Raw genomic sequence first — 13,071 nt, forward strand, 5'->3', positions numbered from 1 at the left:
AAACGGCTTACCTGAACACTCTGGCGTCCGGGTAAGGCACTGCGTTGGTCTTGATGATCCTGGCGGGATTGCCCACCACGACCGAAAAATCCGGAACATCCCTGGTCACGACCGCACCGGCACCGATGGTCACCCAGCGCCCGATGCGCAAGCGCGGCAGGATCGTGGCGTTGGTGCCGATAAAGGTCCCGTCACCGATTTCCACGCAACCTGCGATACACACGCCCGGCGCCATGAACACCGAGTGGCCGATCTGCCCTTCATGCCCCACGACACTGCCGGCGCTGATGCTGGTGTTGTCGCCCAGTGTCACTTCGGCCTGCATCAGCACGCCTTCCTGCAGGTAACTGCCCTGCCCCATGCGGATCATGCTCAGGTCGATACCCGGATGAACGAACTGGCCGAGTCGCGCACCGGCGTCGACCAACTGGCAGGTGGTTTCGTAGCGTAACCGGGTACTGCCGGTGATCAGATTGACGAAGCGCACGTCCTCGCCATTAAGCTCGCCGACGAGTTCGGACCCGCCGAGCACCGGCACCCCGTGAAACAGCGTGCCGTGCTTGCGCGGATCGTTGTCCAGAAAAGCGAATTCGATGTTCGGCGTGCTGCGCTTGACGGCGTGCAGCATGCGCACCGCTTCCGGGTTGGCCGCCCCCAGCAGATACATCTTCACAATGCGTGCCTGCGCGCCAGCAGATCGAGCACCACTTGCACCACCCGCTGCTGATCGGCGTCGGTCATGTCGTGATAGCTCGGCAGGTTGAAGGCGCGCTCAGGGAGTGCGAACGCCAGCGGCGTATCGACCACGTATTCGCTGAACATCGGCAGCGACGACAGCGGCCAGAAAAACACCCGGGCGTCGATGTCGGCGGCCTGGAAGGCAGCGATCATTTGCTCGCGGTGGATGCCGGTGTCGGCATCGAACACCACGGTCGGCATCCAGTAGCCATTGCGGCCATGGTCTGGCTCGGGATTGAGCGACACCCCCGGCACACCTTCGAGCGCTCGCGCGTAGTTGGCAAAAATCGCCCGTTTGCGCTCGATCAACTCGTCGATGCGCTCGACCTGAGCACAGCCGACAGCCGCTTGCAGGTTACTCATCTTGTATTTGAAGCCGACAAACTCCGGCCAGAACTGCTTGGTGCAACCGGCCACACGACCATGGTTGGACAGGGTCAGGACCCGCTCATACAAGGCTTTGTCCGAGGTGACGAACATGCCACCTTCACCGGTGGTCATGGTCTTGGTGCCATGAAACGAAAAAGCGCCGAAAGCCCCCAGCGAGCCGGCAGCCTTGCCGCGCCATTGCGAGCCGATGGCTTCCGCCGCGTCTTCGATCACCGGGATGCCGAATTCGCGACCGATGGCGAGCAGCGCGTCCATGTCACACAGATTGCCGTACAAGTGCACTGCCAGAATCGCCTTGGTGCGCGGGGTGATCGCGCTTCTGACCCGTTGCGGATCCAGGCACCAGCTGTCGGCCAGCACATCGACAAACACCGGCGTAGCACCGAGGTAAGTGATCGGCGCCGCCGAGGCAATCCAGTTGGTGTTGGCCAGGATCACTTCGTCGCCAGCGCCAACGCCCAGGGCTGCCATGCCCATGTGCAGCGCGCCAGTGCAACTGGAGGTGGCGATGGCGTAGGTTGCGCCCAGATGCTCGGCAAAGCCGTGCTCAAAACGTGTCAGGTATTCGTAGCAACGTGCGCCCCAACCGTTCTGCACGGCGTCCAGGGCATACTGCGCTTCGAGTTCGCCAACACTGGGTTTGGTGTAATGGATTCTGCTCATTGGATGATCAACTCCGGAACGGCGACGACAAAGCGTGCGCCCCATGCCTTGGCCGCCGACAGTTGCTGCGTCACTTCGCTCAACAGGTTCCACGGCAAAACCAGAATGTAGTCAGGCTGCTCCTGGGCAATACGCTCAGGCGCGACAATCGGGATACGGCTGCCCGGCAGGAACTTGCCCTGCTTGTGCGGATTGGCATCCGCCACCCAGGCGAGCAGGTCCGGTTTGACCCCGGCGTAGTTGAGCAAGGTATTGCCCTTGGCTGCCGCGCCGTAGCCAACCACACGCTTGCCGTCGGCTTTGGCCTGTAACAAAAAGCGCAGCAGTTCATGCTTGATGCGTTCAGCGGCGGGCGCGAGGGTCGCGTAGTACTCGGTAGTTTTCACCCCGGCCTCGAGTTCCGCCTGCAACTGTTGCTGCACTGCTGCCTGCACCGGACGACGTTCGCCATCCTTGCGCTGCACGAACACCCGCAGCGATCCACCGTGGGTGCTCAACTGGCTGACGTCGAACACTTCGAGGCCATTGCGCTCGCACAGGGCTTGCACGGCGGTCAGCGACAGGTAGGAATAATGCTCGTGGTACAGCGTGTCGAACTGCGCGCCAGCCATCAGCGTCAGCAGTTGTGGAAATTCGAAGGTGGCGACGCCAGTCGGTTTGAGCAAAGTGGCGAAACCAGCGAGGAAATCGTTGATGTCCGGCACATGCGCGAGCACGTTGTTGGCCGCCATCAGGTCAGCGCCCCAGCCTTCGCTGTGCAACTGCGAGGCGGTGTCGCGACCGAAGAACAGTTCGCGGATTTCCAGGCCCTTCTCGCGTGCTGCCTGTGCGGTACTGCGCGTCGGCTCAACGCCCAGACACGCAATGCCGCGAGCGGCCACGTACTGCAGCAGATAACCGTCGTTGGCGGCGACTTCAACCACGCGGCTGTCGGCAGTCAGGCCAAAACGCTCGACCATCTCTGCCACATAACGCTCGGCATGCGCGAGCCAGGTGCTGGAAAACGAACTGAAGTAAGCGTACTCGGCATCGAACAAGCTGTCGGCGCGGGTGTAATCCTCGGTCTGCACCAGCCAGCATTGCTGACACACGGCGACCTTCAACGGCACCCATTGCTCAGCCTGATCCAGGCGATCGGCATGCACGTAGGCGTTGGACGGCGGCGAGGTGCCGAGGTCGATCAGCGGCAGGCTCAGCGGTGCGGCGCACCCACGGCAGTTCATAGACGCACTCCAGCAAAGTGTTGATCGAGCGCGGGATGGCTGGAATCACGCGCTGACAAATTATTGACAGGCAACGGCCAGGCAATCGCCAGCCGTGGATCGTTCACCGACAGACCGCCCTCATGCTCCGGCGCGTAATCGGCGCTGTGCAGGTAGAGCAATTCGGCGTCGTCGGTGAGCGTCTGGAAACCGTGGGCGAAGCCGGCCGGGATCAACAGGCTGCGACCGTCACCGGCCTTGAGATGCTCGGCGTGCCAGTGCAAAAAGGTTGCGGAATCGGGGCGCAGATCGACCGCCACATCCCACACTTCACCACGCAGGCAGGTGATCAGTTTGGCTTCCGGCGCATTGGCATTCTGATAATGCAGACCACGCACACTGCCCTTCTCGCGGGTGCAGGAATGGTTGATCTGGCGGATATGGAATTCGCTGCCGAACGCACTCAGACTGCCTTCGCAGAACAGCCGGGCGAAGTGCCCGCGCTGGTCTTCGAAACGTTTGTGCTGGACGCTGAACAGGCCGGCCAGCGGCAATGCCTTCAGGGAAAACTCGCTCACAGCGCGCCTCGGTACAGGTTCAATTGGCCGAGTGTCACGTTGCGCATGTCATCGCCGTTCTGCCACGCCAGATGCCAGTCGAGGGTCTGGGTCAGGCATTGCTGCAAGGTCCAGCGTGGTTGCCAGCCGAGCACCTGGCGTGCGCGACTGCTGTCCAGACGCAGCAGGCCGGCCTCGTGCAATTCACTCGGTTCGATGCGCAAGCCACGCGCCTGCGGCCAGCGGCTGGCGAGCAATTCGACCACCTCGCCAACGCTGCACATGTCCGCCTCGCCCGGGCCGAAGTTCCAGGCACCGGCGTACTCCGGGCCCTCTTCGTAAAGGCCGACGGCCAGTTGTAGATAACCGGCCAGCGGCTCCAGCGCGTGCTGCCATGGGCGCACGGCTTGCGGATAGCGCAGGGTCACCGGCTCGTCGGCCGTCCAGGCTTTGAGCACGTCGGGAATCAGTCGCTCCGGTGCAAAATCGCCGCCGCCCAAGACGTTGCCGGCGCGCGCGGTGGCCAGGGCCAGACCGTGTTCGGCGTACTTGTCCGCCGGGAAGAACGACGCGGCATAGGATTGTGCAAGCAACTCGCAGCAGGCTTTGCTGCTGCTGTAAGGATCGTGACCACCGAGGGCTTCGTCTTCGCGGTAGGGCCATAGCCACTCTTTGTTGGCGTAGACCTTGTCGGTGGTCACCAGCACGCAGGCGCGCACGCAGCCGACCTGACGAATCGCTTCAAGCAGGTTCAACGTGCCCATGACGTTGCTGGAGTAGGTACCGAGCGGATCGCGATAGCCTTCGCGCACCAACGGTTGTGCAGCCAGATGCAGAACGATCTCAGGCTCGGTGTCGGCGATGATTTCCAGCAGAGCGCCGAGATCGCGCAGATCACCGCGCTGATCATTGATGCCTTCGTGCACGCGCGCCAGTTCGAACAGGCTCGGCTCGGTCGACGGCTCCAGGGCAAAGCCGCTGACTTGCGCGCCGAGGCTTTGCAGCCACAGGGTCAGCCAACTGCCTTTGAAACCGGTGTGGCCGGTGACCAGTACACGTTTGCCGCGCCAGAAATCCGCGCTCAGTCCCATTGTTTCCATGGGGCCTCCCCGCTCTGCCACAGCGCTTCGAGATGATTCTTGTCGCGCAGGGTGTCCATGGGCTGCCAGAAACCGTCGTGCTGGAACGCCATCAACTCACCGCGTGCGGCCAGACCGTCCAGCGGACCCGACTCCCACGACGTCGAATCGCCTTCGATCAGCGGCAGGACTTTGGGCGACAACACGAAAAAGCCGCCGTTGATCCAGCCACCGTCGCCGCGTGGCTTCTCGGTGAAACCCAAGACCCGATCACCTTCGCGATCCAGCGCACCGTAGCGTCCCGGCGGTTGTACGGCGGTAACGGTGGCCAGTTTGCCGTGGGTCAGGTGGAAATCAACCAACGCGCCGATGTTCAAATCGGAAACGCCGTCGCCATAGGTGAAGCAGAAGGCTTCCTCATTTTCCAGATAGCGCGCGGCTCGCCCCAGGCGGCCACCGGTCATGGTCTCTTCACCGGTATCGATCAGTGTCACACGCCATGGTTCGCTGTAATTCTGGTGAACATCCATGCGGTTTTCACGCATGTCGAAGGTCACATCGGAGGTGTGCAGGAAGTAGTTGGCGAAGAAGTCCTTGATCGCGTACCCCTTGTAGCCCAGGCAAATCACGAAATCGTGAATCCCGTGGGCGGAGTACTGCTTCATGATGTGCCAGAGAATTGGCTTGCCGCCAATCTCGATCATCGGCTTGGGCTTGAGGTGCGACTCTTCACTGATGCGCGTGCCCAGACCACCCGCCAAAATTACTGCCTTCATCCTCTCCCCTCTCGCTCGTCACAGGGCTGCGCGTCGCTTTCTTGCGCGTCGCGGCCTTCTGGCTAAACCTTTCTGCCGTGCCGGGCGCAGGGGCAATGACCGCGAGCGCTCGTTTTATGGCGATTTAAGGGGGACTTGCAGGAAACGCGCCAGCTCGCAGAGCCAATCGGCGAGCGCAAAAAAACGGCCTGATCCGGTTCATGCAAACCGGATCAGGCCCTTCCCGAACGTCAAACCAACGCCTTCACATTTGTTGCAGACGAAAAAAAAACAGGCGACTCGAAAGTCGCCTGTTTTTTGGGGAGGGTATTGCGCGAACCGATCAGTCCGCCAGCCAGCCATTTTCCCAGTAGCGCAGGTTATCGCCACGCAGCACGTAATCGCGCAGCACCACCTCACGCAACTCGTCGCCCATGCGGTAGCTGGCATCAGGATCGGCCAGGTGCATGCGAATCGCCTGCAGCCACTCATCGGTGGTGTTGGTCTTGATCCGAGTGCACGGCAGGTAGCCGCGATAGGCCTCGGTGTCGGTGCAGATCACCGGGTAGCCGCAGGCGCCGTACTCCAGCAGACGCAGGTTGCTCTTGCAGTCGTTGAAGATGTGGAACTCCAGCGGTGCAAGGGCCAGATCCAGGTTGAGGCTGGCCAGTTTGGCCGGATACACGTCCAGGCCGATCACACCATGGAATTCATGCATGTACGGCCGCAGGTCATCCGGGCACATGCCGAAAAACACCCAATCGACTTCGTTGGCCAGTTCGCGCACGACATCCGCAATCACCGCCAGATCACCGTGGTGACTGGTGCCGCCGCCCCAGCCGACACGGGGTTTCTTCGAGGTGCGGCGGCGGCTGCGCAGGTTGCTCCAGAGGTCCTTGGCAAGCATGTTCGGCACCACACGAATGTCGTGGTGCATGTCCGAGAGCGCATTGGCCAAGGGTTGAGTCGACACGACCACCCGATCACACAGGCCGATCGCCCGGCGTACCATGCGCTCCATGTCCTGCTTGCTCGGCATGTTGCGGATGTGCGCGTTGCGATGGGGAACGTCAATCACATAGTCATCCAGTTCGAAGATCCGCCGGGCACTGAAGTACTTCTTCAGTGGCGGGATTTCATCGATGGCGTGCTCCGAGTAGCGCCCTTGCAGCACGATCACGTCGGGGGCCTGACGCTCGATTTCAACGATCGACGGCAAGCCGTAGCAGATGCGCCCTTCGACCCGATTGGCCGCCACCAGCTCGATCATCGGCTGGCTCATGCGGTAATGACCAATGGCAGAAGCATTGATCGGCACCGACAGTACATTGGGCAGCTGCGACTTGGAAAACGCAGTCCAGCCGGTCAGCAGACCCGGTTCGAGGCTGAAGTTGCTGGCACCGACGCCATGCAGGGCGAGGTTGACGTTGTATGCCGGATCGCGGGCGATCTGCGGTAACCAGCGCTGATAAAACGTATCCTGCTCGCGCTCGTGCTGTTGCTGATCTTCGCGCGTGGCCTCGATAATCGGGCGGGCGCCCACAGCCAGCCTGGCATGCGGATTCCACACCACCAGATAACCTTCGCGGCCGACACGCAGGCAAAGATCCACGACGTTGTACGCGACCTTCAAGTCCTGTTCGTCAAGCCCCGCAACCTCCTCGAAGACCGACTTGCGCACCATCAGGCAGTCACCGCCGACGGCACTCAGATCCTGCACCGCCTGCAACCGGAACATATAGCCCTCCGACTGCATCGGCTGACCAAAGAACGGCAGCCCGGCCGGCCCTTGCAAACCGAGAATCAGGCCGGCATGCAGCACACCGCCGTCCGGGTCGTACAACTTGGCGCCGACCACCCCGACTTCGGGACGCTGCGCATGATTGAGCAGTTCGTCGAGCCAGTCGGCTTGAGTGATCACCGCAAAAGCATTGAGCAGCACCACATACTCGCCGCGCGCCTGACCAACGGCAAAGTTGTGAATGGCAGCGAGGTTGTTCTTTTGCGGGTAGCGCAACACCCGAATCCGCTCACCGCCCAACTGCCCCATACCGTCGAGCCAGGCCTGGGCCTCGGCGCTTTCGCTGCCGCTGTCGACCAAGAGAATTTCGTAGGCGGTGTAAGCGGTCTTTTCCAGCAGCGTTTCGACACACCGCTGCAAGGCAGCCGTCTGATCCTGAGCGACGATGATCACCGACACCAACGGGCGGCGGGCATGGCGATAGTCGACCCGATTGAGCAGCTCGCTGCCCTCGCGTCGGGTCTCGTAGGCAATCCCCAGGCGCTGCAGATGCGCATTGAGCACCCGCGGATTCTGCTCCAGGACACCCGGGTCGGTGAGCCACTGGGACAGATCGAATTTCGATTCGAGCAACACTTCAGCGATATGCCCGATCACCTGAGTGCCGTCACTCTCGACCATGCGCCACAGCAGGTCGTGAGGCGCCAGTTGTGCGAAGTCAGGCGCAAGGCCTCCCAGCGCCAGAACCCGCTCGCGCTTGAACGCCAGAGCCCGCCCGACATAGGGATAGCTGCGCATGAGGTCGAGGTTGAAGTCCGGCTTGAACGCAGGTTCTGCCGACTCGCCATTGCGCAGGCTGCCTTCGTCGCTGTACAGGCATGTGAAAGACCGCGAATGGGCAATCCGGTCAGCCATGATCAGCAACGCCGTGGCCACCGGGCGATCACCGGGTTGCAGCAGGTAGAACCAGTCGGCGCCTTCCAGTTGCGGCAGCAAGGTGTTGAGCTGCTCCAGCCCGTCGTCTTGTAGCGGCAGGCGAAACACGCGGCCATCCAGCTCCGCTTCGGAACAGGACGCGGACAGGACCAGCACCAGTTCCGCCGGGTAATCCTGATTGGCGAGGGCCTCCAGCGTGCGTTCCACACCGTCGCGACTGCCTTTGCCGTCGATGATGATCGGCACGATCCGTGGCTGGTGTGACCAAGCGGCGATGGTTTCCGGGAGCAACTTGCGCTGTCCTTCGGTGAGCACCCGGCATTCCAGCCATTGCGCGTAGAGTTCGCCGAAACTCAGGCTGTCAACCCCGACGCCACACTCCTGACGGCTCTGCCTGGAGCCCAGGGTACGGCTCAACGGCAGCTCTTCCCAAATCCTGGGTGACTCATCAGCCTTTGCCAGCGGGATATAACGCACCCAGCCTGGCGCAGGCGCCGACTCACCGTTGCGGGCCTTGAGCATTTGCGAAAGCCACTCGCGCTCGACGTCCATCGCATCCTTCATCGGTTGCTGCGCGCTCAGCCGCTCCGGATAAAGACGCTCGGCGCTCAACACGTTGTTGGACACCGCCAGATTGCCGCGTCGCAGCAGGCAGATATACAAGGCGAAATCCAGGGACGCGACGAAGCAACTGCCCTCCTCGGTCAATGCCGGCAGCAGCTCGACGACGTCCGCGCGGCGAAACAGCGCGTTGCTGAATCCACCCAGAACGTTGACCGGGAATTTTTCAAATATCGCCAGCAGATCGTCGCCCTTGAACAGGCCACTGACCGGCGACAGCGAGGTGTTTTCCAGACGCGCAGGCAGGATGATGTCGTTCGCGTCCCAGAGCAGTCGTTGCGCCAGCACCAGGCTGACCTCGGCACGGTGCATCTCGTGCGCCTGCTGCTCGATACAGGCGGAATAGAGCAAATCATCGTCACACAGAAACTTGATGAACTCGCCCTGCGCCTGATCCAGGCAAGCTTTCAGGTTGCCGACCAGACCCAACGTGCGCGGGTTGCGTACATAACGGACGGCGACGCCGGTCTCCTCGCCGACAGTCGAGACGATGTTTTCGATCTCGACGCCACGGCTGTCATCGCAAACGATGATCTCCAGATGGCCATAACCTTGGCCGACAGCGCTACGCAAAGCTCGCTCGAAAAAGCGTGGATTGAAGGCGGGAATGACAAGGCTGACGAGAGGGAGTGACTTCACGGCGGGCTCACAGGCGGCAAAAGCCCGCCGGGTACAGCGAGCCCTTGAAACCGCTAAAAAACATTACTTGGGGATAGAGCGAACGGGCGCTCACGCGCCCGTTAATCATCAGATCTTGTTGAACAGTCCCAACTGGCTGATCTTGCTGAACGCCAGTTGCGCGGCCTGCAGCATGGTCTGCTGCAAGGTCAGACGGGTCATGACTTCGGCCGGATCGGAATCGCGGATCGAGCCTTGGGTCGTGGTGTTCGCCGTACTCAGGCTCAGGTTAGTCGCGGTTTGCATTTCCAGCGCTTGGCCACGGGCACCAATGGTGGTGACAGAAGCGCCAATCTGGTTGGTAGCGGCGTCGATGTTGCCGAGACCCGACTCCATGACACCCTGAAACTTCTGCTTGGCAACATCATCACCGTCGATCGGCGTATTCAATGCCGTAATCATCTGGCCCAGCGTGTCGAGCACGTTCTGGGTCTGGTGATTGTTCGGCTGGATCGAGAACTGATCGCCAGCGGCCGGAGTGTTGCCCAGCGCGAAAGTCACGCCCGCAGCGGTCGCGTTGCCGCCAGCCACGGTGCCGGACGACACGGGTTTGCTGTCCGCAGTGACTGGCGCCGCATACAGATCGAACGCCGTGGCGCTGGTGAACTTGAGCACCGCGCCGCCTTGCGGGAAGGCGTTTGTATAGGCCGACTGGTCGGTGATGGTCGAACCGGTAATCACCGCAGTAGACGGGTTACCCGGGCTGCGCGCGGTGGTGAACGAGTCAGGCTGGGTCGACAGCTGGAAGCTGTGCCCGGCAATGACCGCGTCCGGGTTGGTGTCCCCCGCTTTCAGGTTGATGTTCAGCTTCAGGTCGACGCCACGGAAACTGACCGACTGGTTGGTGCCGGTGGTGTTGACGATCGCGCCGTTCTGGCTGGCTTCGGCCGTCACGTCGTTACCCAGCGCATCGGTGATTTGCAGTTGGGTGCTGCTGACGAAGCTGACGGTGTACGGCTGACCACCGGAGAACTTGGAGTTGTAGGTGGCAACATTGCCAACGGTACCGCTGGACAGCACGACACGGCCGTCATCCACTGCAGGAGCCGTCATGTTGGTGCTGGTGCGGCCGGTGTTGATGGTCTGCTGAAAGGCATCCCAACCGGTGGTGTTGGTGCCGACCGTCATACCGTCGCCGATGCCCAGGTTGATCGTGGTCTGGTCACCGTTGTAGGTGTAAGTGCCGTCGGCATTCTGCGAGTACGGCGCGGTATCGGTCTTCGAACCGGAGAACATGTAGTTGCCGTTGGCATCCTTGGAGTTCATCAAGCCCAGCACTTGTTGCTGGATCTGACTCAGTTCCGAAGCGTAAGCCTGGCGATCCTTGTCGGTGCGCGTGCCGGTGTTGGCGGCCAGGGCGAGTTCCTTGGCACGCGCCAGTGCGGTGGTGATGGAATCCAGCGTGGACTCCTGCACATTCAACGAATTTGTGGTGGTGTCGACGTTGGTCTTGTACTGATCCAGCATCGCTGCCTGCTGACCCAGTTGCAGCAAGCGACCGGCGCCAACCGGATCATCGGCTGCGGTGTTGATGCGTTGCAGGCTGCTCGCCTCGCTGGCAGTGGCCAGCGCCTTATTGAAGTTACGCTGATAATCCGAAGCTTGCGTTCCGTAATACTGAGCGGTGGAAATGCGCATGAATTACGACTCCTTAAAGGCTGTTGATCAGCGTGGCGAAAGTTTCCTGCGCAGCTTTGATGATCTGCGAAGACGCTGTGTAGTACTGCTGGTATTTGACCAGGTTGCCGGTTTCTTCATCCAGGTTGACCCCGGACAACGAATCGCGCGAGTCGGCGGCCTGCTTCAGGATTGCCGAGGTGGCTTCACCGTCGGAGATACCTTGCGCGGTCTTGGTGCCGACATTGGTCACCAGTTTGTTGTAGGCGTCGGTCAGGCTGATGCCCTTGCTCGCCGAGCCGGTGTCGACGGTCTGCTTGGTTTGCAGGCCGACCAGCGCCTGGGCGTTGCGGTTATCCGAAGACGCCGCACCGGTCAGGTTCATGGTGAAGGTTTCGCCCGGTTTAGGCGTACCGCCAACCGTGGTTTGCACGGTGAAGGTTTTCTGCACGTTAGGCGTGACGCTCGTGTCCAGCACCGGGTTGCCGCTGGCATCGACGATGCCCACTTTCAGGTTCAGGGTGTTGGCCTGCCCCGGAACGATGGTGCCGGAGCTGATGGTTCCGCCCTTCGCGTCGACGAACTTGTAAGACTGACTGCCGCCGCTCGGATCGCCGAACACCAGTTTTACCGGTGTCGAATTCTTCAACGCCGCCTGCATATCAGCCTGAGCAGTCGGGTTGTAGATGTTGATGCTGTCGCTGAGCGTCGGTTGGGTGTAGGTGCCCAAACCGGCAGCGCTGGCCACACCGGTCAATGGACCGGCTGCAGCGATTTTCTTCGGATCGGTGAGTACGGTCTGAATGCTCGCTGCGGCGTTACGGGTCGGGGTCACCTTGAAGGTGTCGCCCGCGCTCAACGCGCCGCCCTTGAGTGCCAGCGTGAAACCGTCGATCACCGGTGGCGGATTGGTCGTCGTGCTGAAGGCGCCCATGGCGGTGCCGTCCGAGCGCTTGACGGTGTAGTCAGTAGCGCTGGTAAACGTGACCTGGTAATCGCTGGTGGTCAGCTTGCCGGTGTCCTTGATGGTGACGTCAAGGTTGCCCGAGCCTGCGCTGTTGCCCGACTGCGCGATACTGCGCTGACTGATCAGCGCCGCACTGTTGATGTTGTTGAAAATCGCCGCGCCGAAGTCACCGTTCTTGTCGATGCCCTGGGCTTGCTGGCTGTTGATCTGATCGGCGATAACCAAGGCCACGCGCCCCAGTTCGTTCAGCGACGGATCGAGGACTTCTTTGCGATAGGTCAGCAGACCACCGATTTCACCACCGCTCATCGCCGAGGTGATATCGATGACGCTCGAACCGCGATCCATCTGGATCGCCATGCGCGTCGGGTCATCCTTGCTCGCAACGGTGCTCAGGGTGTTGGTGGTGTTGCCGATCACCAGCGGCTGGCCGGTGCCGATATACACGTCGAAACTGGTGCCACGCTCAACGACCTGCGCACCGGTCAGTTCGGACAACTGGCGTACGGCTTCGTTACGGCTGTCGAGCAGATCGTTTGGCTGACCGCCACTGGTAGAAATCTCACCGATCTTCTGGTTCAGGCCGGCAATCGAGTTGGCCAGCTTGTTCACCTGGGCCGTCATGTCGGTCAGGTTGCCGTTGATGGTGGTGTTCTGGTCGTTCAACTGCTTGGCGATGGAGTTGAAACGGCCGGTCAGTGCCTGTGCGCCGGTCAGCACCGTTTGACGGGAAGTGTCATCGGTGGCCGAGGTCGATACGCTCTGCATCGAGGTGAAGAATTTTTGCAGCACACCGGTCAGGCCGGTGTTGACGTCCGACAGCGTGCCGTCCAGTGGCTTGGCTTGCGCCAGATACGACGCTGCTTCGCTGTTGAGCGAGGTCGCCGTGTGCAACTGGGTTTCCAGGTACGAGTTGTAGACCCGGCGCACGTCGGCCAGGGTGGTCCCCGTGCCGATGAAAACGTTGCCGACTTGCTGCGAGGCCTTGGTGCCTTGCACGGTTTGCTGGCGTGAATAACCGGCGGTATCGACGTTGGCAATGTTGTTGCCTGTCGTAGCCAGAGAGGACTGGCTAGCCGACAGCCCCGACATCCCGATATTGAGCAAACTCATGGTTCAGACCTTAT

General features: G+C 61.3%; 9 protein-coding genes. All 9 read right to left on the reverse strand.

The annotated features are described in order from the left end of the window. Positions 1–7: 7 nt before the first annotated feature. Positions 8–673 (reverse strand): acetyltransferase, encoded by a 666-nt coding sequence (locus AC3WMT_RS22790; RefSeq protein ID WP_103305350.1) that lies wholly within the window; start codon positions 671–673, stop codon positions 8–10. Then, positions 670–1,791, reverse strand: coding sequence for a DegT/DnrJ/EryC1/StrS family aminotransferase (locus AC3WMT_RS22795; RefSeq protein WP_103305349.1), 1,122 nt, complete (start codon positions 1,789–1,791; stop codon positions 670–672). The genes AC3WMT_RS22790 and AC3WMT_RS22795 overlap by 4 nt, the downstream gene beginning before the upstream one ends. Beyond that, positions 1,788–3,014, reverse strand: coding sequence for a class I SAM-dependent methyltransferase (locus tag AC3WMT_RS22800; RefSeq protein WP_103305348.1), 1,227 nt, complete (start codon positions 3,012–3,014; stop codon positions 1,788–1,790). Before AC3WMT_RS22800 ends, AC3WMT_RS22795 begins: the two co-directional genes overlap by 4 nt. After that, on the reverse strand, positions 3,011–3,571 hold the full coding sequence (locus AC3WMT_RS22805; protein ID WP_103305347.1) for a dTDP-4-dehydrorhamnose 3,5-epimerase family protein: 561 nt from the start codon (positions 3,569–3,571) through the stop codon (positions 3,011–3,013). The genes AC3WMT_RS22800 and AC3WMT_RS22805 overlap by 4 nt, the downstream gene beginning before the upstream one ends. Beyond that, on the reverse strand, positions 3,568–4,650 hold the full coding sequence (gene rfbG / locus AC3WMT_RS22810; RefSeq protein WP_103305346.1) for a CDP-glucose 4,6-dehydratase: 1,083 nt from the start codon (positions 4,648–4,650) through the stop codon (positions 3,568–3,570). The genes AC3WMT_RS22805 and rfbG overlap by 4 nt, the downstream gene beginning before the upstream one ends. Further along, the gene (gene rfbF, locus AC3WMT_RS22815) at positions 4,632–5,405 is read right to left on the reverse strand and encodes a glucose-1-phosphate cytidylyltransferase (protein ID WP_103305345.1); all 774 of its coding nucleotides are present in this window, start codon (positions 5,403–5,405) and stop codon (positions 4,632–4,634) included. The genes rfbG and rfbF overlap by 19 nt, the downstream gene beginning before the upstream one ends. Positions 5,406–5,727: 322 nt before the next feature. Further along, entirely contained in the window at positions 5,728–9,321 is a 3,594-nt protein-coding gene (locus AC3WMT_RS22820; protein ID WP_103305344.1) for a glycosyltransferase, read from the reverse strand. A gap of 108 nt (positions 9,322–9,429) precedes the next feature. Then, positions 9,430–10,998 (reverse strand): flagellar hook-associated protein 3, encoded by a 1,569-nt coding sequence (locus tag AC3WMT_RS22825; protein ID WP_103305343.1) that lies wholly within the window; start codon positions 10,996–10,998, stop codon positions 9,430–9,432. 13 nt (positions 10,999–11,011) lie between these two features. Further along, positions 11,012–13,057, reverse strand: coding sequence for a flagellar hook-associated protein FlgK (flgK, locus tag AC3WMT_RS22830; protein ID WP_103305342.1), 2,046 nt, complete (start codon positions 13,055–13,057; stop codon positions 11,012–11,014). Between the last annotated feature and the right edge of the window lie 14 nt (positions 13,058–13,071).

Source organism: Pseudomonas sp. FW305-7 (assembly GCF_058786735.1).

Coding starts and splice junctions, on each gene's coding strand:
- rfbG (WP_103305346.1), bottom strand. CDS start 4,650: ATGGAAACAATGGGACTGAGCGCGGATTTCTGGCGCGGCAAACGTGTA.
- flgK (WP_103305342.1), bottom strand. CDS start 13,057: ATGAGTTTGCTCAATATCGGGATGTCGGGGCTGTCGGCTAGCCAGTCC.
- rfbF (WP_103305345.1), bottom strand. CDS start 5,405: ATGAAGGCAGTAATTTTGGCGGGTGGTCTGGGCACGCGCATCAGTGAA.
- AC3WMT_RS22825 (WP_103305343.1), bottom strand. CDS start 10,998: ATGCGCATTTCCACCGCTCAGTATTACGGAACGCAAGCTTCGGATTAT.
- AC3WMT_RS22795 (WP_103305349.1), bottom strand. CDS start 1,791: ATGAGCAGAATCCATTACACCAAACCCAGTGTTGGCGAACTCGAAGCG.
- AC3WMT_RS22800 (WP_103305348.1), bottom strand. CDS start 3,014: ATGAACTGCCGTGGGTGCGCCGCACCGCTGAGCCTGCCGCTGATCGAC.